21 protein-coding genes and 1 riboswitch are annotated in these 23,458 nt (G+C 44.6%); of the genes, 14 read left to right on the top strand and 7 right to left on the bottom strand.

The genetic code is table 11. The annotated features are described in order from the left end of the window. Positions 1 to 239 precede the first annotated feature (239 nt). The 12 genes from D5I41_RS06990 to D5I41_RS06935 all read left to right on the top strand — a co-directional run bounded on the left by D5I41_RS06990 (position 240) and on the right by D5I41_RS06935 (position 12,649). The gene (locus tag D5I41_RS06990) at positions 240 to 1,208 is read left to right on the top strand and encodes an AAA family ATPase (protein ID WP_017243863.1); all 969 of its coding nucleotides are present in this window, start codon (positions 240 to 242) and stop codon (positions 1,206 to 1,208) included. A gap of 11 nt (positions 1,209 to 1,219) precedes the next feature. After that, positions 1,220 to 2,149 carry a DUF58 domain-containing protein gene (locus D5I41_RS06985; protein WP_102429343.1) on the top strand — a complete coding sequence of 310 codons (930 nt, stop codon included), beginning with the start codon at positions 1,220 to 1,222 and terminating at the stop codon, positions 2,147 to 2,149. Between the two features lie 5 nt (positions 2,150 to 2,154). Continuing rightward, positions 2,155 to 2,658: a DUF4381 domain-containing protein gene (locus tag D5I41_RS06980; protein ID WP_119009163.1), complete on the top strand. Its 504-nt coding sequence runs from the start codon at positions 2,155 to 2,157 to the stop codon at positions 2,656 to 2,658. Next, positions 2,651 to 3,676: a vWA domain-containing protein gene (locus tag D5I41_RS06975; RefSeq protein ID WP_119009162.1), complete on the top strand. Its 1,026-nt coding sequence runs from the start codon at positions 2,651 to 2,653 to the stop codon at positions 3,674 to 3,676. Before D5I41_RS06980 ends, D5I41_RS06975 begins: the two co-directional genes overlap by 8 nt. Next, positions 3,669 to 4,652, top strand: coding sequence for a VWA domain-containing protein (locus tag D5I41_RS06970; RefSeq protein WP_119009161.1), 984 nt, complete (start codon positions 3,669 to 3,671; stop codon positions 4,650 to 4,652). Before D5I41_RS06975 ends, D5I41_RS06970 begins: the two co-directional genes overlap by 8 nt. Next, the gene (locus D5I41_RS06965) at positions 4,646 to 5,275 is read left to right on the top strand and encodes a hypothetical protein (RefSeq protein WP_119009160.1); all 630 of its coding nucleotides are present in this window, start codon (positions 4,646 to 4,648) and stop codon (positions 5,273 to 5,275) included. The genes D5I41_RS06970 and D5I41_RS06965 overlap by 7 nt, the downstream gene beginning before the upstream one ends. After that, positions 5,262 to 6,587: a BatD family protein gene (locus D5I41_RS06960; protein WP_119009159.1), complete on the top strand. Its 1,326-nt coding sequence runs from the start codon at positions 5,262 to 5,264 to the stop codon at positions 6,585 to 6,587. The genes D5I41_RS06965 and D5I41_RS06960 overlap by 14 nt, the downstream gene beginning before the upstream one ends. A 235-nt stretch (positions 6,588 to 6,822) precedes the next feature. Further along, the gene (locus tag D5I41_RS06955) at positions 6,823 to 7,905 is read left to right on the top strand and encodes a glycosyltransferase (RefSeq protein WP_119009158.1); all 1,083 of its coding nucleotides are present in this window, start codon (positions 6,823 to 6,825) and stop codon (positions 7,903 to 7,905) included. Between the two features lie 2 nt (positions 7,906 to 7,907). Continuing rightward, complete coding sequence (locus D5I41_RS06950) at positions 7,908 to 9,080, top strand: glycosyltransferase family 2 protein (RefSeq protein WP_119009157.1); 1,173 nt, start codon at positions 7,908 to 7,910, stop codon at positions 9,078 to 9,080. A gap of 25 nt (positions 9,081 to 9,105) precedes the next feature. Further along, the gene (locus D5I41_RS06945) at positions 9,106 to 9,744 is read left to right on the top strand and encodes a sugar transferase (protein WP_119009156.1); all 639 of its coding nucleotides are present in this window, start codon (positions 9,106 to 9,108) and stop codon (positions 9,742 to 9,744) included. A 247-nt stretch (positions 9,745 to 9,991) separates the two neighbouring features. Next, positions 9,992 to 12,133 carry an LruC domain-containing protein gene (locus D5I41_RS06940; protein WP_119009155.1) on the top strand — a complete coding sequence of 714 codons (2,142 nt, stop codon included), beginning with the start codon at positions 9,992 to 9,994 and terminating at the stop codon, positions 12,131 to 12,133. Positions 12,134 to 12,163: 30 nt separating this feature from the next. Beyond that, entirely contained in the window at positions 12,164 to 12,649 is a 486-nt protein-coding gene (locus tag D5I41_RS06935) for a hypothetical protein (protein ID WP_119009154.1), read from the top strand. A gap of 368 nt (positions 12,650 to 13,017) precedes the next feature. On the opposite strand, the gene D5I41_RS06930 is transcribed toward D5I41_RS06935, so the two are convergent. The 5 genes from D5I41_RS06930 to nirB form a co-directional block, all read right to left on the bottom strand. After that, positions 13,018 to 13,866: a hypothetical protein gene (locus tag D5I41_RS06930; protein ID WP_119009153.1), complete on the bottom strand. Its 849-nt coding sequence runs from the start codon at positions 13,864 to 13,866 to the stop codon at positions 13,018 to 13,020. A 252-nt stretch (positions 13,867 to 14,118) separates the two neighbouring features. Beyond that, positions 14,119 to 14,880 (bottom strand): uroporphyrinogen-III C-methyltransferase, encoded by a 762-nt coding sequence (gene cobA / locus D5I41_RS06925; RefSeq protein ID WP_119009152.1) that lies wholly within the window; start codon positions 14,878 to 14,880, stop codon positions 14,119 to 14,121. A 140-nt stretch (positions 14,881 to 15,020) separates the two neighbouring features. Further along, positions 15,021 to 15,866, bottom strand: a complete 846-nt coding sequence (locus D5I41_RS06920; RefSeq protein WP_119009151.1) for a formate/nitrite transporter family protein — start codon at positions 15,864 to 15,866, stop codon at positions 15,021 to 15,023. 109 nt (positions 15,867 to 15,975) lie between these two features. Continuing rightward, on the bottom strand, positions 15,976 to 16,299 hold the full coding sequence (gene nirD / locus D5I41_RS06915) for a nitrite reductase small subunit NirD (protein WP_119009150.1): 324 nt from the start codon (positions 16,297 to 16,299) through the stop codon (positions 15,976 to 15,978). 12 nt (positions 16,300 to 16,311) lie between these two features. Beyond that, positions 16,312 to 18,870 (bottom strand): nitrite reductase large subunit NirB, encoded by a 2,559-nt coding sequence (gene nirB / locus D5I41_RS06910; RefSeq protein ID WP_119009149.1) that lies wholly within the window; start codon positions 18,868 to 18,870, stop codon positions 16,312 to 16,314. Between the two features lie 629 nt (positions 18,871 to 19,499). Beyond that, a riboswitch (purine riboswitch) is annotated at positions 19,500 to 19,597 on the top strand. A 30-nt stretch (positions 19,598 to 19,627) separates the two neighbouring features. Between nirB and add the strand changes: the two genes are divergently transcribed. Continuing rightward, positions 19,628 to 20,623: an adenosine deaminase gene (gene add / locus D5I41_RS06900; RefSeq protein WP_119009147.1), complete on the top strand. Its 996-nt coding sequence runs from the start codon at positions 19,628 to 19,630 to the stop codon at positions 20,621 to 20,623. Between the two features lie 255 nt (positions 20,624 to 20,878). Then, positions 20,879 to 21,892: a manganese-dependent inorganic pyrophosphatase gene (locus tag D5I41_RS06895; protein WP_119009146.1), complete on the top strand. Its 1,014-nt coding sequence runs from the start codon at positions 20,879 to 20,881 to the stop codon at positions 21,890 to 21,892. Positions 21,893 to 22,112: 220 nt separating this feature from the next. Here the strand turns inward: D5I41_RS06895 and D5I41_RS06890 are convergent, their stop codons facing one another. Continuing rightward, positions 22,113 to 22,838, bottom strand: a complete 726-nt coding sequence (locus tag D5I41_RS06890) for an SDR family NAD(P)-dependent oxidoreductase (RefSeq protein ID WP_119009145.1) — start codon at positions 22,836 to 22,838, stop codon at positions 22,113 to 22,115. Positions 22,839 to 23,025: 187 nt separating this feature from the next. Next, positions 23,026 to 23,376, bottom strand: a complete 351-nt coding sequence (locus D5I41_RS06885; protein WP_017032163.1) for a YajD family HNH nuclease — start codon at positions 23,374 to 23,376, stop codon at positions 23,026 to 23,028. Positions 23,377 to 23,458 lie beyond the last annotated feature (82 nt).

Genomic DNA, 23,458 nt, shown 5'->3' with positions numbered 1-23,458 from the left:
ATTGTGCCTTTCACGTTTCACAGTCTACGGATTAGCCGATACAAAGCTATTGACTTAGATTTATACTTGATATCAATAAAAGGCATATTACAAATTCAATGATAGGCTTTATAGTTATATCAAAAGTTGGCGATAGTACTGTTTCTATAACATTTACAGCGCAACCGCTGTGAAGAAACTATCTTTAACTATATGTATTTATTAACGTTATAGCAACGTAAACACCAAAGGGTAACAACATGAGCTCAACCTTAGACACAGTAATGCTACTTAAGAAGCAAATGCAGCAGTCTGTAATAGGACAACAACACATGGTCGATACGCTGTTGGTTGCTCTGCTGACCAACGGCAATGTTTTGTTAGAGGGTCTCCCAGGTACAGCAAAAACTCGCTCAATCAAGGCGCTCGCAGCTGCTTTATCTGTTGATCTTGGCCGCGTGCAGTTCACCCCAGACCTGCTTCCTTCTGATGTAACAGGTACAGAGGTTTATCAAGATGTGGACGGCAAACCCACCCTTACCTTCCAGCCTGGCCCTGTTTTCAACAACCTATTACTGGCCGATGAGATTAACCGTTCTCCCGCTAAGGTACAGGCCGCTTTGCTAGAGGCGATGGAAGAGCGACAAATTACGGTTGCAGGCAAAACCTACAAACTGCCCGATTTGTTTATGGTACTCGCGACACAAAACCCTGTAGAACAAGAGGGTACTTACCCGCTTCCAGAAGCGCAGATGGATCGATTCATCATGAAGATCAATCTGGACTACCCAGACGCCGATGCGGAAGAGCAGATCATTAAGATGGTGCGTGGTGAAGAAAAGCCTTCGTCAGAAAAACCAGAGCCTATCGATCCTGCTTGTATATTCGCGGCGCGCGAAGAGATCCAAGACATCTATTGCAGTGACGCGGTCCTTAAATATTTGGTATCCATTATTGTTGCTACTCGCCAACCAGAGAAATACCCCAACTCTGAACTCGCAAACTGGATCGCTGTAGGATCAAGCCCAAGGGCGACTATCGCTTTAGATAAGTGCGCTCGCGCAATGGCTTGGTTGAAAGGCAAAGAGTTTGTTGATCCAGATGATGTGAGAGACGTGGTGCATGGCGTTCTTCGTCACCGCCTTATTCTTTCCTACGATGCATTAGCTGAGGGCGTCAGCTCAGATCGCGTTATTGATGAAATTTTGTCTCAAGTCGCAGTAGCGTAAGAGAGAAACCCATGACCAAATCCAATTCCATAGACGCGCAAATCTACACGGATTTAAAGTCGCTACGTTTAATGAAATACAAAGCAACTGGCTTTGATTTTCTGCCACCACAGCCCGTGAATAGTCTATTAACGGGGCGACACGTATCGAAACTTCGAGGACGAGGCCTAAACTTTGAAGAGATGCGTCACTACCACATTGGTGATGACATTCGCACCATGGATTGGAAAGTCACCATGCGTACGGGTAAGCCGCATGTAAAGATATTCTCTGAAGAACGCGAGAGAAACGTTTACTTGCTCGTTGACCAAAGAACCAACATGTTTTTTGGTAGCACGGGAAAAATGAAATCAGTCGTCGCGGCAGAAATCGCAGCTCTCATTGCTTGGAAGGTCACGGACTCCACAGACCGCGTAGGCGCCATTATCTACAACGATACTGTGGCGGTGCCTATTGCCCCACAACGCAGTGCGAACCACGTATTAAAGATCTTAAATGAGATTGTAATTAAAAATCAGCAATTGAAAGTAGGCATCGCAGAAGACTCTCAAGGAAACTCATTTAGCAAACTGTTTCATCAGGCAAAGCGCTTGGTTAAGCATGATGCCTTAGTCATCTTGATCACGGATGGCTACGGCTACAACGAGCAAAGTGAAGAGCAAATCAAAACCTTGTGCAAACACAATGATGTGGTGTTATGCCATGTGACTGATCCCCTAGAGCACAACCTAGCGGAATTAGACAAAATGGTACTCAGTGATGGAGAGATGCAGCTAGCAATCACAGGTAAGCAGGCTCAACTAAAAGATCGCTTTGCTAAAGATGTGACTGACACACTCGATAACTTTGCCCGAGTCGCTAAGAAGTATCGAATTCCGGTCATCAAAATCAATACCGTTCAACCTGCTGACCAGCAGTTGCGAAAAGCACTTGGAGCTTAATTGAGATGAGTACCACCGCTGAAACACTTAAACCCATGAGTATGAACTCAATGATGTCAGGCTTGGCAGAGCCTTCTCTGCCCGAAGGCATATCATGGATTCCCAATGCTCCAGGTTGGTATCTTGTTATTGGCATCATCGTCTGCTTCGCCTTGTATCGTGCTTACCTTGCTTATCGCCAGTACAAGGCCAATGCATACCGCCGTATAGCTTTGCAAGAGCTAGAGAAACTACAAAAAAGCAGCGACGGGCTGGAGCGATTACCTCAGTTGCTTCGCAAAACCGCACTTGATGCCTACCCACGCAACCAAGTATCCCCTTTACTTGGAGAACAATGGGAAAATTGGTTGGATAAACAGTGCCAAGGGTGCCAATTTTCAACTCAGTTTAATGGATTATTAGCGTCACTCTCTTATTCGCCAAATGCAAGTATCAATCAGCAACAGAGTCAAGGTTTGTATACGCAGACAGCTCATTGGATAAAACATCACGAGGTGAGACATGGTTGAGTTTGAATACCCACTCGCCTTTTTGCTGGCGATATTGCCACTGCTGGTTTATCGCTTTGTTCCTGCCTATAAGGAATCTAAGAGCGCGCTACAGGTACCCTTTTTTGAGCGTCTAGTTTCTGTCTCTGAAGATAAACCTTCGCACAGTACGACTTTACTAAAGAGAAGAAAGATCCAATGGGCATTAGTTGTTATTAGCTATCTCTCCTTGGTCGCTGCAATTGCAAAGCCGATGTGGGTGGGAGAGCCTATAGAGCAGAAAAAATCGGCGAGAGAGATCATGGTTGCTCTGGATCTATCAGGTTCCATGTCTGAAAAAGACTTTACCGATGAGCAAGGCAATAAACACGATCGCTTATACATTGCAAAACAAGTGCTCAGTGAGTTCGCAAAACACCGTGAGCACGATCGACTAGGACTGATATTGTTTGCAGATGCTGCATACGTGCAAGCGCCGTTTACAGAAGATACCAATACATGGTTGGCACTGTTGGAGAATGTACAGCTGGGCTATGCAGGATTCCAAACTGCCTTTGGTGATGCCATTGGCCTTTCAATTGCCGTATTTGAACAAGAACAAAGCAAGCAACGAGTCATGATCTTATTAACTGACGGTGACGACACCAGCTCCAAAATGCCTCCTGTAAAAGCGGCCGAAATAGCGGCTAAATATGGCGTAAAAATTTATACCATTGCGATCGGTGACCCGAGTACTGAAGGGCGATACAAAATGGATCTCCCTACCCTAGAGAAAGTATCAGAGATCACTGGTGGACAAATGTTCCATGCAATGAACCGAGAAGAACTTAACCAGGCGTACGCCACCATTGATGAACTAGAGCAGCAAGAATTCGAGCTACTGACTCATAGGCCTCGTCATAGTCTGCATCACTGGGCTTTTGGCATCAGTTTTATGTTTAATTTACTGGCCGCACTGGTTGTTTTTGCAGGCCAAGCTAGGCGCAATAAGCGTGTAAATGAGGTGCTAGCTCGCACGCAAGAGGTGCCAAATGAATAGTTTATTTGAGTGGGGACTGACCGGTGATATCAGCAATTTCCATTTCATGCGTCCGTGGTGGTTACTGGCTCTAGTGCCGTTATTCGCTATACAGCGCCTAATGACAAAACAAGAGGACTTAGTTGCTCAGTGGCAATCCGTAATGTCCAAAAACATCATTGCGCATCTAACGCTGAATCAACAACGCGGCAGTTGGTTAACACCTCTGAAACTGTTTCTGGTTTTCTCACTGTTATCAACGCTCGTAATGGCTGGCCCAACATGGAAAAAACAAGCGTCACCGTTTTTTGAAGATAACGCTGAGTTAATCGTCGCCCTTGATGTTTCAGGCTCGATGTCGCAAACGGATATTCAACCCTCTCGTCTTGAGCGTGCCAAACAGAAGATCTCTCAATTGGCTGACCTAAGAGGCGATGCCAAGACTGGGCTGGTTGTCTACGGCGGAAGCTCTCACGTGGCAATGCCAGTCACCAAAGATAGAGAGCTGTTTCGCTACTTCCTAGATGTGCTAGACCCTACTCTATTGCCTGATAACCAAAGCAAGCCAGAGTCGGTTATTGACCCAGTAGTAAGCCTGTTAAATGAATCAAAGGTATCATCAACGGTACTTATCGTGACCGATAAAACAGACCAGAAAGCGATTGATAAAATGCAACAAGAATTTGCCTCTTTAGAACATCAGGTGCTCGTCTGGGCGATGGGTGAAAACCCTGATAGTGGCCGCGATGGAGCTCAGGGTTTATCAAGCACACAGATTCAGGAACTTGAAGCACTGGCTCAATCGGGGCATGGTTCAATGACCCTATTTACTCATGACTCAACGGATGTAGAACAAGTGTATCAAGATATTCAAAGCAACTTGTTTGCCGTAAACGACAAGGCACAACCTTGGGTCGATTCTGGCTATCCTTTGCTATTTTTGCTACTGCCTATTCAACTAATGTGGTTTCGACGAGGGTGGACATTGCAATGGTAAACATCAAACAATCGCGGATGGATTGGTTCAAGCAAAGGCCACGCTGGCAATGGTTCCTGTTACTTCTGGTTGTGTTGGCGCTATGGGGAGCTTTATCCCCAGCTCGTTTCATGAACTTTTGGCTAACCAAGGACCAACAAGGGCATATTTATTTTGAACAAGGGGATTACGCAAAGGCTCAGTCCTCATTTGATTCACAAGTGTGGAAAGCTCGCAGTGCCTATCTTGCAGGTGACTTTCAAAGCGCAATGACACTCCTTGATGGGCGTGAAGATACTAAATCAAAATATTTACTGGCTAACGTATTTGCCTATTCAAATCAGTTTGAGCAAGCCAAAGCACTCTATGTTGAGCTAGGTCAGGACCCTGCCCTGCAACAAGAGATGCAGCAGAATATCGAAGTCATGAACGCTTCTATTGAAAAGCTAAAGAATGCGCCTTTGGAAAAGAAAGAAGGCGAGAAAATGATTGATGATAGAAACCTTGCCACCAGCGAAGAAGAAGCTTCGGAAGGTACGCCGACAGAGCTCTCTGATCAGGTTTGGTTAAAGCAGGTTAGACAAGATCCTTCAAAGTTCTTGCGACAAAAGTTTCAACAGGAATACGCAAATGAACAAGAATAATCCATCGAAGAGCTGTTTTTTCAATTGGCTCTGTTCGCTATCTCTGAGTTTGATGTTGCTGGCAGTGTCTAACATCTCACTTGCCAATGACCTTCAACCAATCATTGATGATAAACAATTGGCACTCTCAGTCGATGTGAAAAGCGAGAGCATTGCTCCTAAGCAGCAGGTATTGGTTGCAGTAGAGATCAGCAGCACACAACCATTTGAAAATGAGATGGTAATGCCCTATCTCGATTTAAAAAATGCAGTGGTGAAAAAAGACGATCAACAAGTGACGCGCTCTGCACGTATGCTAGATGGCCAAAAATGGTATACACAAACGGCAAAGCTGTATATCTACCCACTTACAGCAGGCACTTTCGTAATACCAAGTTTTGACGTTGCGGTTGTACTTGATAATGATACAGAAAATCAGATAAAAGGCAGTGTTTCCTCTGAAGAGACGACCTTTAATGTTGAAATGCCTGCGTCACTTAAGACGACTAACGAGTTTGTGTCTGGCACAGATGCTACGTTCACACTTAAAACAGACAAACCTATCAGCGATGCCTTTGAGGTAGGTGAAGCTGTGGTACTAACCTACCAGTTAAAGGTAAAGAACTCACATATGATGCTTCTACCGGATGTAAACGTTCCAGACATTCCCGGTGTTGAGATTTACCAAAAACCAGTGGCGAAAGAGAATGTCTTTGACCGTTTAAGTAAGCGTAATACCGCTGTATTAAACCAAGCGGTTACTGTGGTTTTTCAAGAGTCCGGTAAGTTAATCATCCCGTCACAATCAATAAAGTGGTGGGACACAAAAACCAATGAGCTCAAGACCTTGACCTCTGACCCTCTTGAATTCCAAGTTGGGTCTAGTAGTGCATTGTTGCAAGATCATAACTACGTAGAGGATATAACAAGATATGCGTCTAAGTCCGGCGTTTATCTGATTGGTCTACTGGTTTTTGTTGGCCTAGCTATTACCGCGGTGATGAAACGTAAAGCCAAGCCAAGCACGCAACAAAAGACACCGGCCAAGCTCGACGTAGGCATTAAGATTAAGCAGTATCAATCTGCGGTGGAGGGTCAACGCTTTGCTGAGGCAGTAGACCACCTTTACCTGATCGCAGGAAACCGCACATTTGCGGATAAATTAGATAGCGAATCTGCGATCATCTGGACGCAATTGCTCAGCTACTCTTTTGCTAATAGTGATAGCAAACAGCCACTGACACAACAACAGGCGCAAATCTTACTAAGTGCTGTGATGAGCAAAGGGTTAAGTTCAACGCCAGAGGGTTTTGATTGGCGACTTAACCCATAGAAACGCTTTCCCATCAAGCCGAGCCATCTAGCGCTCGGCTTTTTGTGTTCCCAAATAGCCCCCGCAATCATCCGCTATTCCTTTCAAAATGATTCTCAGAGTAAGAAAGATCATTGCTAGCCTGATAAAACGTCCATAAAACAACGAGTTAAAGTTGGCACGACTCCTGCAAAGTACAGTCATAGTTAATTTAGGTTGCCTCGCAACACGCTAAGACTCCACATAAGGAATCGTTATGAACAAGGAAAGTAAAACTGTAGTTCACGTCGTGCAGCATCTTGCCCCTGGGGGTATTGAGAGTTTGGCACTGGACTTCGTTTCTTTTGGTAGCATTGACCACGAGGTGTATATTGTCAGCCTGCAGGGAACCAAACAGCAAGCCTTAGCAAAGTGGCCTCGACTTAAAGCTTTTGCGAATCACTTGGTATTTCTTAACAAACCCGATGCCTTCAATCTCAAAACCATCTCTGACCTTAGTGCTTTGTTCCGAGAGTTAGGTGTCGATGTTGTTCACACTCATCACATTGGCCCTCTATTATATGCAGGCCTTGCTGCAAAGCAGTGCGGCATTAAGGCTAAGCTCCACACTGAACACGACGTATGGCATCTAAACAGCTTTAAGCACCGTCAATTGCAGCGTGCATTGCTGATGTGGGTGCAGCCTATGGTTGTAGCGGACGCTCTTAAGGTTGAAAAACGATTAGAAGAGCTATTCGCTCATTCAAAGCTTACGACCATTCACAATGGCATTGATACGTTGCGCTTTGTTGAGGGACAAAAAAAAGTGTCTAGAGAGGCATTAAACCTACCTAAAGACAAAACCTTAATAGGCACAGCAGGACGATTGGAGTCTGTTAAAGGTCATGACTTGCTGATTCAGGCGATAATCGAACTCCCTCAGCAATATCAGTTGGCTATCGCTGGTGACGGCTCTCAATTTAAAGCGCTTAAAACCCTCACAGATAGCTTAGGTCTAGAAGAGCGAGTGTTTTTCCTAGGTCGATTGGAAAATATGCCGATGTTTTACCAAAGCTTAGACCTGTTTTGCCTGCCCTCTCGCCACGAAGGTTTTCCATTAACCGCTATTGAGGCGCAATCTTGTGGCACGCCCACCCTAGTGACTGATGTCGGTGCATCTGCCGAAACCCTATGTCCAGATAGCGGACTATTGGTGGAAGCAAACTGTTCCCAAAAACTCGCACAGGCCATCAAGGGCTTTAAGCCATCAAGCACCTCACCAAGAGAGCATGTCGTGAAGAAACACGATATTCGTGACGTAGTCTCTCGCTATCAACAACTCGCTAATATGGGAGCTTAATCATGTCTACTTACCATGCTCTGCTTATTGCAGTATTCGTTGTGGCTAGCTTTCTTATTGTCTACCACCACGTGGGGTATCCTCTACTGCTTAAGCTCATCGCTAAACGTACAGTAAAAGAGGAAACCACAATCTCGTTGCGTCACTTTCAAAGGACAGCTGAAGATAGCGAACGCCCTACCATTACTGTTGTTATCCCAGCGTACAATGAAGAAGAGTGGATTGCTGACAAGATCCGCAACACCGCATCATTGGATTACCCCAGTCAAAAATTATCAGTAAAGATCATCTGTGATGGGTGCAGCGACAATACTGTGAATGTTGCAAATGCCACCATTCAAGAAGCTATTTGTTCTGACACACTGTTTGAGGTTATTGAGCATAAGCAAAACCGAGGCAAAGTCGCCATCATCAACGAAGCCATGGAGTCGACTCAGTCTGACTTGACCGTACTCAGTGATGTGACTTCACTGATCTCTATTGATGCCTTACTGATTGCTGAGTCTCACTTTCAAAATGAACAAGTTGGTGTAGTAAACGGTACCTACTCGTTGTTTGATTGTGGGAGCGAGGGGGAAGAAAAATATTGGCAGTATCAGAGTAGTATTAAATCTGCGGAGGCAAATCTCGCGACGTCTATTGGTTCACACGGTGCATTCTACGTGTTTCGCAGTCACCTATTTCAGCCTTTGGCCTCAAACAGCATCAATGATGACTTCATTTTACCAATGCGAATTGTTCAAAAAGGCTATCTAGCCGACTACGACACCAATGTAATTGCCACCGAAATGCAACCTACGCAACTTAGCGATGACTTTGCACGGCGCCTAAGAATTTCCGCCGGAAATATGCAGCAGGCCATTACGCTTTTTGGATTATTTCATCCAAAGTTTAAGGCGATAGCGTTCGCTTTCTTTTCAGGGAAGGGGCTGCGTTTGTTAATGCCATATCTAATGCTTGCCACACTTGTGAGCAGTGCATTATTGCAACAGTACGCTGTATTCCAAATTGCCTTCTACCTGCAGCTTGCGGTTTATGCCACCAGCCTTGTGTGCTGGGCATGTCCCTCACTGTTGTCATTCAAACCCTTTGGGCTCATTCATTACATATTACTAGGACACACCGCCAGTCTGATCGGTGGGCTACGCTATTTGGTTATCAAAAATAGCCACTAACTTGTTAGTTTAAAAGGAATTACTTATGTATACGCTTACTAAAAAGAACAATACCATCACCTTAGGTAAACGGTTCTTTGACGTTACCGGGTCACTTATTGGTATCGCATTTCTGCTACCTTTAATGCCATTTATCGCGATTGCCGTTCTCGGCACGTCAAAGGGCCCGTTGTTCTATCGTCAATTGCGAGTAGGAAAATCGACACCTAACGAAATGGCTCTTTTTGAGATCATTAAGTTCCGCACTATGTATCAAGATGCCGAAGCAAAAGGTGCGGCATGGGCAACTAAGCACGACCCGCGAATTACATCTGTAGGACGCTTTTTAAGAAAGACTCGCTTAGATGAACTGCCACAACTGTTTAACGTGTTGAAAGGAGAAATGTCGCTCATTGGCCCTCGCCCAGAGCGTCCGGTGTTTTACAAAACCCTAGAGAAAGAGATCCCATTTTTTGCAGACCGCACTTATGGGGTACTACCTGGGATCACCGGTCTTGCACAAGTGAATCAAGGCTACGATACCTCCATAGAAGATGTTCGCTCAAAGGTAGGTTATGACCACAGCTATGCATTGTCTCACAACTCAGTTCGAAATTGGTTCGTAACTGATTTTCAGATCACAGTAAAAACACTGCGCATCATGGTCGATGGCAGAGGTCAGTAATTATTGAATAATCATTTCCTTTTAAATTCCAAGGATCTCCATTTGCCCAACCTAGTTGGGCTTTTTTTATTTCTAGAGCGCAGATTTTCGGGGCTTTCTCAAAATGAGAATCAAATCAGCAATGATAGATCGATTTTACCCGTCAATGGCCCATATAAGTTGGCACGCATCTTGGAATAACCCTAATACGAACACACTAGCCGGTTATTCACCACTACTGGCGTCATCAACGTATAGGGAAATCAAGATGTCAAACCACAAAGGATTCAACAAAAGTCTTTTGGGCATTCTAGTCGCAACAGGAGCTAGCTTTATGGCTTCAGAGGCCAAAGCGGCTGCATTTGAGACTTGCCCAAGCAAAGCCTATTTGTTTCAAGCAAACCCAGTTCAGGTTTACGGGGTCAATTTGGTGACAGGGCAAACAGCACTGCTACAAGGTGATACCGGGCTTAACACCAATATCAATGCTGTGGGTTTTGATTTCGATAGCCGATATATTTATGGCTATGACACGGGCAACAAACAAATTGTGCGACTGGGTGACAACTTTCAAGCCGAAGTCCTCAACACTGTTGGTCTCCCTACAGACCACACTTTTTATGTGGGTGATGTTATTAACAACATCTATTACCTATATCGGCAGGGAAAAGGGCTGTTTAAAATTGACCTGTCTCCACTAAATGACGACCCAAGTACTTATCTTGTTGTAGAGCAGATCAGCAACACAGCATCGGTAAAGCTTACTGACTTCGCATTCCATCCCGGTGACGAGCAGCTTTATGGTATCGATAATGGCAGTGGCATTTTATATCGTTTTAACACCACTACAGGTGCCGCAACCGCTATCGGCGATACAGGTGTAACAGGTACCTTTGGCGCAGGCTACTTTGACGTAAACGGTAATTACTACGTTTCTCGAAACAATGATGGCAACATCTATCGTGTCGATCTTTCTGATCCTGCAAAAATCGCAGAAGGGATTGTCCCAGCGGTTAAATTCGCTGACGGACCAAGCTCTTCTCAAAATGATGGCGCTCGCTGCGCCAATGCCCCCATCATAGATGAAGACTCAACGATCGACTTCGGTGATGCTCCCGAAAGTTATCTCACCACGCTAATAAGCAACGGTCCGCGGCACCAACTTGATGGTATCACCTACTTGGGTAATCAAGCCCCAGATGGAGAACAAGATGGCCTTATTGCTCCACTAAGTGATGATACAACAGGCATTGATGATGAATCTGGGGTTGGCTTCGTAACGGCTATGGAGCCAGGACTAGACTCTATTGTCAGCATTAATGCCTCTACTCAGGGCTATCTGTCTGCGTGGTTTGATTGGAACCAAGACGGCGACTTTGATGACGAAGGCGAAAAGGTATTTTCAGATGTCCAACTCTCTGCGGGTTTAAACGCTCTACCCTTTACCGTAGATTACAACGCAGTAGATGGGCGCACATGGACACGCTTTAGATTTAGCCAACAACAAGGGCTAGATTATTTCGGTGGCGCTACCTCAGGTGAGGTAGAAGATCACCCTATCAATGTTTCAACCGCCGGCATCACAATCCGACATTTCCCAAGTGAAACTGGCTACGCCACCCTCGCCTATGAGGATAACTGGCCATACACCGCTGATTACGACATGAACGATGTGGTCATGCACTATCGTGTCACAGAAGTACTGCGTGACAACCAAGTCCAAAAATCCTTAGTACAAGGTCGTTTAGCTGCAGTTGGCGCTGACTACCACAACGGCTTCGCGGTGCGTTTACAAGGTATCTTACAAACTGACATAGATACACTGTTAACTCGTCAATATCACAATGGCGTTTTGCTAGAAGATAATGGAATAGAGCTAGATAGCAACGAGGCTATCTTCATCATAGATGCCGACTTAACAGAATATAAAACCAATACCTGTTCTTTCTTTAGAACTCAGGTTGGATGTGTCGAGGACGAGAACTTTAGCTTTGAACTGCACATCACACTAGATAGCAATAGCGACCGCAGCAACCTGATAGCCATGCCTTACGACCCCTTTATCTTCGCAACCCCAGGTTATTACCATGGTGAGGGACTGCCATTCCAACCTGGGCGCCAATGGGAAGTTCACTTAGCTGACTATGCGCCAACGGAAAGATTTAACGGCGACGCCATGTTTAACCTAGGCGTGGATGCTAGTAATCCAGAGCAAGGCACCTACTTTAAAACAGACAATAACCTGCCATGGGCACTATTAATGACCGAGGAATGGAGATGGCCTCTAGAACGCACAGATTTAGTCCATGCCTACCCAGAGTTTGCTGAATATGCAGAATCGGGGGGGCAACAAAAAACCACATGGCACAAGCGAAACCGCTCTAACCGTTCGAAAATCTACGACCAATAAAACTAAGCTAGGACTATAGAGGATCTCATTATGAATACATTCACTAAAACAACATCTATTCTAGCGGTTTTGATGCTTACAGCGTGTGGCGGTGGTGGCTCCGATTCTTCATCAGGAGCGGCTCATGTCGATGAGCCTGTGGCTAGCGGTGACAGCGGAGTAACAGAAGAAGCAAGTGTTCAAGCACCGCTACGCTCTATGCAAGACTTGTCAGTACCAGATGACTTCGATTACAACCCAACCCAATCCGTCGAAGTACTAGTGGACATCAGCGGTATTAGCACGCAGCGCGCTTATATCTCTGTATACAGCGAATTCCAAGAAAGCGTTGACGGCACATTCACCCCAGATTACGCATATCGCATTGCTAACGGAGCCCTTGATAGCGGAAAAGGAGAGATCAATATCACGTACGCACAAGAATATACGAGCTTACTCGCTGAGATTTGGTTTTATGACGGCACTGAGCCAATGCAACGCGTCATCTCCAGAGAAAACAGCGAAATAAATTACTAACTTAGAGTTAAGTGCTGTCTTACATAGGCAGCACTTTAATTCCCCTGACACCCCGCCATTACCATCTTCGACCATTTGCCAAAAGAATCCTATACCAGATCGCAGATAACCTATTCTTTACACTCATTTCAACCCAGATGGCATCATTGTTATAGGGCTTATTAAGAGGCTGAGTGAAAGAGGACAAAGCAGAAACCGAACACATAGAGCACTATTTAACTCGCATCGGAAATGAGCAATTATTTATACCAATCGTAGTAACTAACTGCTCAACCTAGCTTGTTAAAACACCAGCTTTGATGACAATAAAGACGAAAACGCCCCCTCAACATGAGGGGGCGTTCTGCTGGCTTATAAATGGGCTACTCTTAGTTCACCGATTCTGTTAGTTGTCGCTGATGTTCCGCGATGACCTGTATCCTAGCGACAATATCTTCAAAACGTTGTTTATCTGCATTAGAGTGAAAGACGATAGCGCCATCTTGGATGGTCCAGCCATCACGATTCGCATCTAGCATCTCTATAATACTTCTCACCTCTTGTAGTGCGGCCAGTTCAGCCTTCCACATCTCGTTTTGCTGCTGAGAATGTAGGATCTGTGCATCGATGTAATTGTCTTCCATTTGGGCACTGGCTTCATTGTCGTAAAGTTGTTGCTCGAGCTCATGCACTTGTTGTTGTGTTTGTAGAAGATGATTAAGAATTGCCGACTTGGTGTCCTTGATGATTGCGTAGCTTTCCACTAAGTCTTTATCGTTTTGTAGGCGAGAGATATCCAAAATCGAATACCAACCCGACTCCATTACGGCCTGTTGGTAACTCTGATTCAAATCTGTAGGTTGTGGTAACGTGATGGGTTCTTGAGTTTGTTGAGTTTGTGCAGGCACCACAGCCATAGAAACCCCAGGCTCTTTATATTGTATCTGTTGTACGGAGTGTGAACCAACAAAGCGGCCGACACCTAGCGCGGCAATAATGATGACTAAAGACCACACCGCTCTGACAGTACGACGAGCACTAGTAAAGAAGATCAGCAACAAGCCCCAGCAAAATAGAATGCTAGCTAGCCATTGCCAACTATTGGCAAAAAAAGACGCATGTGTAATTGGCGCCGAATACCCTTGATAGGTAGAGAGAGAGGTCACCAGTGCCAATCCAAAAAGGAAATACACCAGACTCCCTGAAAGCGATGTCGCCCCCAGAATTCGTTTTTTCATATTTAGCTTTCCTTGCTAAAGCGTAACTGCTCTATTTGAGGTTTCTTCCTAAAACTCTCATTACAGCTTTCAACTATAACAATAGATCGACTTGAGTTCGTTTGCACTGTTAACGCACGAATTTACTACACCACTCACAACAAATCTGCACAAACAGTACCCCTGCACATCAACTTGCATAAGGAAAATATAATGCTTTTTCACTGCTCACAGTTAGTTGTTTTGCAACGAGGTTTAAGCAACAAAGCCTCATTAAGCTCCAAACCAGTTCAATTTTGATTGTAGACTTGTCACGCTACCAACCACAATCAATGATGGGCTTTCAGCTTTTTGAGCTATCGTTGATAGCTGGGAAAGTGTTCCAGTTAACACTCGTTGCTGAGGTGTAGTGCCGCGCTCAATGATTGCAATGGAAGTCTCCTCCGATAAACCGGCAGTTATTAGCTTATCTTGAATATTACCACTTTCTTTTAGGCCCATATAAAACACTAAGGTTGTATTGCCCTTGGATAAGCTTGCCCAATCTATATCCATGCCTTCTTTTTTAAGGTGACCAGTAATAAAGTGAACGCTTTGCGCATGATCTCTATGGGTCAACGGTATACCAGCATAGGCGGTACAACCTGCAGCTGCTGTAATGCCGGGTACCACTTCAAATGGGATCTCTTCTAAAGCTAACTTTTCGAGTTCTTCACCACCACGACCAAAAATAAACGAATCACCACCTTTGAGGCGAACAACATGCTTATCCTGTTGCGCTTTTTCGACCAACACTTGATTGATCTGATCTTGCGGTACACAGTGATGATTTAGACGCTTACCCACGTAAATAAGTTCCGCATCAGGGTTAACCAGTTCCATAATTTCCGCTGAGACCAAGCGGTCATACACAATCACTTCTGCTTTCTGTATCAGACGTAATGCCTTTACAGTCAAAAGATCGGGATCACCTGGGCCAGCACCGACCAAAGAAACAAATCCACCTTGATTTGAAGAGATTGATTTAAACGTCATAAAAAAGCTCTCTAATGCAAAGCGCCATAGAACTCTCGTACTAAAGCGACACAATTATTTATAAGAAGTGGCCAACAACTCGGCTCTCGACCACTTGTTATAAACAATTGCCCCACACAAAGGTGAGGCAATGTCAGAAATTAACGCTGTGTTGCTAGCTTAGCTTCTACTTTCTCTTCAGCGTCGATTGCTGGAGCAGTTTTAGCGTGGGTTAGGTAAAGTGGGATACAAGTAAACAGTAAACCACCAACGATGTTACCTAGAATTGTTGGGATAAGGTTGAAGTTCAACCAAGTTGCAATACCAAAGTCAGCACCTAGCATCATACCTAGTGGGAACAGGAACATGTTTACTACTGTGTGTTCAAATACTAGCGCGAAGAAGATGAAGATCGGTAGCCACATAGCCGCAATCTTGCCAGCAACAGTACGAGCAGTCATGTTGCCAATAACACCTAGACAAACCATAAGGTTACAGAAGATGCCGCGAACGAAACACGTAATCCATCCGTCCATACCCATGTTCTCAAAGCCAACAGTACGAGCGGTTGAAACGGCGATGAACTTCTGTGCTACTGCGTTTGGATCTAGAGAGAAGTTACCTGTTAGAGAAACTGCAATCAGGAACGCAACAATCAAAGAGCCGATTAGGTTACCAAGACCTACAAGGCCCCAACAACGCATAATGCGACCCCAAGTAACGCCTTTACGGTTTTCAAATTTTGCTAGTGGAGCTAGGCCAAATACACCTGTCACTAGGTCGTAACCCATAAGACTCAAGATGCAGAAGCCCACTGGGAACACAAGTGCTCCTACAATGCCTACGCCAGTTTGAACAATAGTTGTGATTGCTACCACTACTGCTAAAGACAGGATGATACCTGCCATGGTGCCACGGAGAAGAAGATCTCGCGTGCTTGTTTTCACCTTGGCTTCACCAACATCTATCATCGTTTGCACAAACTCTGCAGGTTTTAGATCATTCATTTTGTTATCCATATAAAAGTTAAAGTTAAGATTGAATAGTCAAAGGCTCCCTGCCCTTGCTTCTTTATACAAAGAGCGAGAGCAAGAAACCCTTTCGCTATTAAATCTTTTATGCAGAAACTTCTACTGCACCCTTAACCACGCGTGCTTTAAAAGATTTAACGTTAAAACGCTCATCTTCCATGCAAACACCCGTACTTAAGTTGAAGCGCTGTTTCTTCAATGGACTTGCGACCCATAGTTCGTCTTTGTGCTCTACAATCAAGCCGCGCGACAACACGTTAGATTGCGCAAATGGGTCTGTGTTTGAGATAGCAAATACCTTCTCATCAGCAGAAGGACGAAATAGTGCAACCTGCTGACCAGCAACTAGTGCACATACGCCTGTACCCGGTACGATGTCATCGATCTTACAAACTTTTTCAAAACTCATGATTACGCCCTCTTACTCAGTAACTGCTGCGTGGAAGATATCGCCTTTTGCTTCAGGGTGTTTTTCCGTGAAGGTTGCTGGACGATGTTGGTCACGCTCACTCACAAACACGACGTTGTCGTCACGAAGGTCTGAATTAATAAAGTGAGAGAAACGAGTCAGTTGTTTTTCATCGTTGATAGTATCAGTCCACTCACAGCGGAATTCTTCAACTAGCTTAGCGACATCAGCCTCAAGTTGAGCGTTGATGTTTAGTTTGTCTTCAACGATGACTTCACGTAGGTAATCTACGCCGCCTTCTAGGTTTTCAAGCCATACCGAAGTACGTTGAAGTGGCGCTGCCGTGCGGATGTAGAACATCATGAAACGGTCGATGTATTTGATCAGTGTTTCTTGGTCTAAGTCTGTTGCTAGTAGGTCTGCGTGACGTGGTTTCATACCACCGTTACCACATACATACATGTTCCAGCCAGCATCGGTCGCGATGATACCCAAGTCTTTACCTTGCGCTTCAGCACACTCACGAGTACAACCAGATACGCCGAACTTCATCTTATGAGGAGTACGGATACCCTTGTAACGGTTCTCAATCATAGAGCCTAGGCCCACAGAGTCTTGAACGCCGTAGCGACACCAAGTCGAACCCACACAGGTCTTAGCCATACGCAATGCTTTTGCATACGCTTGACCCGTTTCAAAGCCAGCATCAATGAGTTTGCCCCAAATAGCAGGAAGGTCGTCTTTTTGAGCACCAAATAGACCAATACGTTGAGCACCGGTTATCTTAGTGTAAAGGTTGTATTCTGCAGCAACGTTAGCCAGCGCACCAAGGGCTTGAGGTGTCACTTCACCACCCGCCATACGAGGGATAACAGAGTAAGTACCATCTTTTTGGATGTTGCCTAGGAAGTTGTCGTTAGTGTCGTGCAGCTTAACCAATTCTGGCTTAAGGATATGCTCACCCCAGCAAGACGCCAAGATAGAACCCGCAAGAGGCTTACAGACTTCACAACCATAGCCCTTACCGTACTTCTCTAGCAACTCGTCAAAGGTTTTGATTTCTTCGATGCGAATAAGGTGGAACAGCTCTTGGCGAGAGTAAGCAAAGTGCTCACACACATCGCTCTTCACTTCCACACCCGCTTTAGCAAGCTCAGCGTTCAGTACTGATGTCACAAGAGGGATACAACCGCCACAGCCTGTGCCTGCACCCGTCACCGCTTTCACATCACCAATAGTGTGGTGGCCATCAGCAACCGCTTGAGCAATCTTGCCCTTAGTGACATCAAAACAAGAACAGATAACCGCGCTTTCAGGCAGTGCATCTGCACCTAGCGTTGGTTTTTCTGCGCCAGCGTGTGCTGGAAGGATCAAAGCATCAGGGTGTTCTGGTAGGTCCATATCGTTCAGCATTAGCTGAAGAAGATCGCCATAATCAGAAGTGTCACCCACCATTACCGCACCAAGCAGTTTCTTGTTGTCTTCGGAAACGATGATACGTTTGTAAACTTCTTGCTCTTCGTTTTGGTAAACGTAGCTCTTACAGCCAGGAGTACGGCCGTTCGCATCACCAATTGAACCCACTTTAACGCCCAGTAGCTTCAACTTAGCGCTCATGTCTGCGCCTTCAAACTGGCTGTCGTTGCCTACTACGTGGTCAACAGCAACAGTGGCCATCTTGTAGCCAGGTGCCACCAGACCAAAGAAGGTTTCATTCCACGAAGCACACTCACCGATAGCGTAGATGCTTTCGTCTGAAGTTTGGCAATGGTTGTTAATTGCAATACCGCCGCGAGGCGCGATATCTAGACCCATTTGGCGTGCAAGTTTGTCTTGAGGACGAATACCCGCAGAGAATACGATGAAGTCAGTCTCTAGCTCAGTACCATCAGCAAAACGCATCACGTTTCGTAATTCTTTGCCTTCTGGTGTAATTTCAAGGGTGTTTTTGCTTGTATGAACATTAACACCCATGCGCTCGATTTTTTGACGAAGCTGATTACCACCCGCTAGGTCTAACTGCTCAGCCATTAGCTTTGGAGCGAACTCAACAACGTGAGTTTCCACGCCTAGTGCACGCAGCGCACCAGCAGCTTCAAGGCCAAGAAGACCACCGCCGATAACAACACCAACAGTACTGTTTTTCGCCGTTGCTTCGATTGACTTAAGGTCTTCGATTGTGCGGTATACAAAACAGTCTTTGCTCTCGTTGCCCTTGATAGGCGGAACGAATGGGAAAGAACCTGTCGCCATAACTAGCTTGTCGTATTCTATTTCACGACCAGTGCTTGAATGAACGATACGGTTTTCGCGATTTACGTTAATAGCACGCTCGCCCAACAAAACGTTGATGCCGTGCTTTTCATAAAAACCTTCTTTAACAAGAGAAAGCTCGTCTGCGGTGTGGTGAGAGAAATAAGAGGATAGGTGAACACGATCGTAGGCGATGCGTGGCTCTTCGCAGAACACAGTAATATCCATGTTGGAAACATCAGTTTTCTCAACAAGATCTTCAATATAACGGTGTCCCACCATGCCGTTTCCGATGATAACTAGCTTCATCTTGCTCATAGCGGTTCCTTAAAAAATATAAAAACTTGCGCGATTGTATTTGGGAACTGCAATTCAAAATTGACCCAGATCAATTTCACAAAAATATACCCCCTTTTGGGTATTTGTCATACAAGAACACAATTAAGTCATTGATTCTTAGTATCTTTGTATCTCATTGACTTGCAACAGATTGTAACGAGATGGGTGGTTTATATGAATCTGAACGGAATTATTTCTGTTAAATCAAGGGATATTTTTAGTTATAGAACTAATTATTTTTAAGTTAAAAATTAATGGCCTTGTTAATAGATTAGCGCGATAAAATGACATGACCGCCTGCTCACTCTTTGTTAACGTATCGTTGCCTCTCACTTCCTTTTACTTAGTTGGTCATTAAACCATTTATTGCTCTCTCAACGTTTGGTTACATACGTCATCCCTTTTGTAATCACGATAGTTGCGTTCATAAGTGTTACAAGCCGCTTTAATAGAGGTAAAGGAGAACTCATGTTGCTCGAGCTTGCCTTTGTCGCATTTACCGCTGTAATTTCTAAACAACTCTAAATCACCCCTAACAGACAAAAGTAACGCCAAATAGGAACCTCTTTTGTCTGCAACAGTTTGTAACACCTACCTGCAGTTGCTAGAATCACGCCACAAATATGCTTCATATAATCCCTCTGATATGGTGTGGGAGTCTCTACCAAAGGCCTATCCTTTGATTATGAAGTCATTGTCTTTATTTGTTCCTCTCTCGTGATAAAGGTGACGACTTATGGATTTTTTCTCTCTCCCAAAAATTGACCTGCATTGCCATCTTGATGGCAGTGTTCGACCTGAAACCATTATTGATCTTGCGAACAGTCAGCAAATTGTTATTCCAAGCCAAGACGTTAATGTGATTCGCGATCTTATGATTGCTCCAGAAACCTGTGTCGACCTTCAGCAGTACCTTACTCGCTTTGACCTACCCCTTCAGGTAATGCAAACCCAAGGCGCTCTAGAACGAATCTCTTACGAAGTATTCGAAGATGCGGCTAAAGAAAACGTTAAGTATCTAGAAGTACGCTTTGCTCCCTTGCTCCATACCAATCAAGGTCTGAGTGTCGAGCAAATCATTACATCTGTGGTTAAAGGTATGCAGCGTGCTGAACAAGCATTTGATATTCGCGGCAACTGCATACTGTGTATCTTGCGCACTATGCCTAAAGATGACATCAATCTAGTGATTGATGAAGGTGCTAAACTGCTAGAAAATGGCGTAGTAGCCTTTGACCTTGCTGGCGCAGAGCTATCGGGTTTCTGTCACGATTTTGTTGAAGAAACAGACTATGCGCGTAGCAGAGGCTTTCATGTCACCATACATGCTGGTGAGCAAGGTGATGGTCAAAACGTTCAGGATGCTGTGGAGCTGCTTAAAGCTGAGCGTGTCGGGCACGGCATTCATATCATCAACCATGCAGGTGGCTATGATGCAGTTAAAAACAACCACGTTGGACTTGAAACCTGCCCTAGCAGTAACGTTCAAACTAAAGCGGTTGAAAACATCGAATCACACCCTGCAAAACGCTTTTATGAACAAGGCCTAGCGGTCACTATCAACACCGACAATAGAACGGTTTCAAACACCACTATGACAAAAGAAGTGCAAAAGGTGTGCGAGTTGTTTGAGCTATCAGAGCTAGATTATCATGCGATTTATCTCAACAGCGTTGAGCAAAGCTTTGCCAAGGAAGCCGTAAAGCAGCAGTTGCGTCAGTTCATTAAGTAATTGATTCTATTTAAGACCTACACTCTTATGTGTAGGTCTTTTTTATTTCTCAGGTTTCTTCTCACAACACCGATAAACAAGTTTTACCTACATAACACCTTTTTTCACCCAGCTTCAACACTCCCCACAAGACAGACACACACTCACTAGCTTACATTTAGTTACATCTTGTAATCTTTTGTTTTCTAACTTCAATATAACTGTCATCTAAAAAAAATATATTGCTTCACGTTTTCAAATAAGGAATTTTGTAAGATGAAGCAGACAAGTACAGCTTTTGCTATTTTGATGGCATTCAGTGGCTCAGCATTTGCAGCGCTCGATTTAGTTCAACCGTCCAACAACAACACAGACAATCTTGTATGGGTTGGCCACCTTAGCCCCGACACCGATACGGTATCATCCGCTATTTTGGCAGCACATATCTATGGTGGAGCGGCAACCGTTGCCGAAGAAATTAACCCAGAGTCAACGTTTGTCCTAAACTACTGTAATGCTGAAATGCCTAAGGTCGTTTCAGATTACTCTGGCTACCAGGTAGGCCTTGTAGACTTCAACCAACGAACTCAACTAGCACCAAGCATCTCATCAGATTCTATCGTTGCCATCATTGATCATCATGCGATAGGTGGATCTCCAGTAAATACGCCACAATTGGTGTCCATTGATATCCGCCCTTGGGGCTCCGCAGCCACCATTCTTGCTGCCAATGCAGAAAGCCTTAATGTTGAACTGCCAAAATCTGTCGCTTGTGCAGGCCTTGGCGCTATCTTATCGGATACCGTTGTATTTGAATCTTCAACCACCACTGAATATGATCATCAATATGCGGAGAAACTGGCAAAAATAGCTGGCGTTGAAGATATCAAAGATTTTGGTCAGCAGATGTTAGTGGCAAAATCAGATCTCAGTCATCTCAGTGCTGAAACCATTTTAACCATGGACTACAAGAACTTTGAGTTTGGTGGGCAAAAGGTAGGTATTGGTGTTGCCGAGACTTTAACCGCAGACCAACTTATCGAGCGCAAGCCCGAGTTACTAAAAGCGATGAAAGAGTACAAAGAAGAACAAGGACTTGACCAGCTCTTCTTCTCTATTACAGACACCGCTAACAAAAGAGCAAATCTACTTTGGACTAGTGAGTCAGAAAAGCAAATCTTAGAATCGGCCTTCAATACTAAGATTGCTGGAAACATGCTATCCCTTGATGGAGTCACCTCGAGAAAGCGTCAGATCAGCCCTTCAATTCAAAACGCAATCGAGAAATAGTCATACCAATCACAGTAAGTAAGTGGTCAGAAATAGCGTAGGAAAAACGCTGGATAACAAGGCAGAACTTTTTGATAAGTAGTTATTCTACAATCAAAAATTCTAACGCCGTTATCGAGTGTTTTAACAAGCTAGGATGAGCAGTTATTTACTACGATTGGTATCAGTACAAACGTAATGAGCGTTCATCCCATTGGACGCTCTTTTACTATTTTCACCCTCACAAATCGATAGAGTGTCGCTCTCCACCGTCAACATGAATAACTTCACCAGAAATAAAGCTAGCTAAGGGAGACGACACAAATACAACCGTACTGGCAACCTCTTCAGGTGTGGCTAATCGTTTCATTGGCATTCGTTCTACTTTATCTTGGTACTTCTCAGGATTGCTTAAGCGGTACTTATCCCAACTACCACCAGCAAATAATGTAGATGTAGGAGCAACCATGTTAAACCTAATTTGCCCTGCATATTGCTTGGATAGAGACTGGATATAATGGGTGACTGCGGCTTTAATTGCCCCATAAGCATTGCCCTGAGGTTCACTCACGCTCGCGCTGATCGAACCAATAAAGGTCACAGCTGGTATGTCTCGATTCATTAACGGTACAACAGTTTCAATATTACTAACAGTAGCAATAAGATCTGTCTGAATAGAGGGCTTCCAATCACCAGACAAAGCACTGACGTTCGCAATAAGAATGTCTATCTGTCCTATCCCTGAAACCCAAGATCTAAATTCAGCCTCATTAGTAACATCAAGGCGCTTAGCATAGACGTTTTGATAGTCTTTCAACTCATTTAATAAAGCATCTATCTTGCCTTGTTCTCTGGCACAGAAATGAACATTCGCACCTTCTTTGAGAAAGGTTTTTACGATTGCCGCACCGATTCCTGATGAACCGCCCGTTACAAGTACTTGTTTATTATTGAGATGTAAATCCATATCGAGCCCCTTAGTGACCCGTTATAGTGACACTCATCGAATAAAATACGGCGGGTGCAATCTAAGCTTTATGCAATTAAAAGTGTGGGAAGTTGGAATGGGCAAGTACAAGGGGCAATAGACGTATTACCCCATTATTTACAATAAGCATCTCACAGCAACCTTAGGCATGTTGCTATATTAGAGCTTATTTTTTCATCATCTTGGCAAGATCGGCAAACGGGTTGTGTGTTGCCGATTGGTGCTCATCAGCTCTTGCTACAGGGTCAACGCCATAGCGCTCATGGTCTGTGTATTTAGAATGTTCATGATCATGGCAGTACAGGCAAAGCAGTTCCCAGTTACTCCCATCTTCAGGGTTATTAGTATGGTCATGATCTTTGTGGTGAACCGTTAGTTCACGCAGGTTTGAATAGACAAACTCTCGTGCGCAACTGCCACACACCCAAGGATAAAGTTTCAGGGCTTTATCACGGTAACCCGCTTCTTTGCGAGCGTATGCCGCGCTGCTGCCAGTATAATCTGATGAAGAAGACATCTCTATTTCCACATTCTTTGTTGATTTACGAGTAAATTAGCACAAATTTGCTTATGACGCAGTTAGGCTATTGAGATCCATC

This window comes from Vibrio superstes, from assembly GCF_003569005.1.
GTDB classification, from domain to species: domain Bacteria; phylum Pseudomonadota; class Gammaproteobacteria; order Enterobacterales; family Vibrionaceae; genus Vibrio; species Vibrio superstes.
This window is presented reverse-complemented; position numbering and strand designations above follow the sequence as displayed.

Coding starts and splice junctions, on each gene's coding strand:
- D5I41_RS06990 (WP_017243863.1), top strand. CDS start 240: ATGAGCTCAACCTTAGACACAGTAATGCTACTTAAGAAGCAAATGCAG.
- D5I41_RS06985 (WP_102429343.1), top strand. CDS start 1,220: ATGACCAAATCCAATTCCATAGACGCGCAAATCTACACGGATTTAAAG.
- D5I41_RS06980 (WP_119009163.1), top strand. CDS start 2,155: ATGAGTACCACCGCTGAAACACTTAAACCCATGAGTATGAACTCAATG.
- D5I41_RS06975 (WP_119009162.1), top strand. CDS start 2,651: ATGGTTGAGTTTGAATACCCACTCGCCTTTTTGCTGGCGATATTGCCA.
- D5I41_RS06970 (WP_119009161.1), top strand. CDS start 3,669: ATGAATAGTTTATTTGAGTGGGGACTGACCGGTGATATCAGCAATTTC.
- D5I41_RS06965 (WP_119009160.1), top strand. CDS start 4,646: ATGGTAAACATCAAACAATCGCGGATGGATTGGTTCAAGCAAAGGCCA.
- D5I41_RS06960 (WP_119009159.1), top strand. CDS start 5,262: ATGAACAAGAATAATCCATCGAAGAGCTGTTTTTTCAATTGGCTCTGT.
- D5I41_RS06955 (WP_119009158.1), top strand. CDS start 6,823: ATGAACAAGGAAAGTAAAACTGTAGTTCACGTCGTGCAGCATCTTGCC.
- D5I41_RS06950 (WP_119009157.1), top strand. CDS start 7,908: ATGTCTACTTACCATGCTCTGCTTATTGCAGTATTCGTTGTGGCTAGC.
- D5I41_RS06945 (WP_119009156.1), top strand. CDS start 9,106: ATGTATACGCTTACTAAAAAGAACAATACCATCACCTTAGGTAAACGG.
- D5I41_RS06940 (WP_119009155.1), top strand. CDS start 9,992: ATGTCAAACCACAAAGGATTCAACAAAAGTCTTTTGGGCATTCTAGTC.
- D5I41_RS06935 (WP_119009154.1), top strand. CDS start 12,164: ATGAATACATTCACTAAAACAACATCTATTCTAGCGGTTTTGATGCTT.
- D5I41_RS06930 (WP_119009153.1), bottom strand. CDS start 13,866: ATGAAAAAACGAATTCTGGGGGCGACATCGCTTTCAGGGAGTCTGGTG.
- cobA (WP_119009152.1), bottom strand. CDS start 14,880: ATGACGTTTAAATCAATCTCTTCAAATCAAGGTGGATTTGTTTCTTTG.
- D5I41_RS06920 (WP_119009151.1), bottom strand. CDS start 15,866: ATGAATGATCTAAAACCTGCAGAGTTTGTGCAAACGATGATAGATGTT.
- nirD (WP_119009150.1), bottom strand. CDS start 16,299: ATGAGTTTTGAAAAAGTTTGTAAGATCGATGACATCGTACCGGGTACA.
- nirB (WP_119009149.1), bottom strand. CDS start 18,870: ATGAGCAAGATGAAGCTAGTTATCATCGGAAACGGCATGGTGGGACAC.
- add (WP_119009147.1), top strand. CDS start 19,628: ATGGATTTTTTCTCTCTCCCAAAAATTGACCTGCATTGCCATCTTGAT.
- D5I41_RS06895 (WP_119009146.1), top strand. CDS start 20,879: ATGAAGCAGACAAGTACAGCTTTTGCTATTTTGATGGCATTCAGTGGC.
- D5I41_RS06890 (WP_119009145.1), bottom strand. CDS start 22,838: ATGGATTTACATCTCAATAATAAACAAGTACTTGTAACGGGCGGTTCA.
- D5I41_RS06885 (WP_017032163.1), bottom strand. CDS start 23,376: ATGTCTTCTTCATCAGATTATACTGGCAGCAGCGCGGCATACGCTCGC.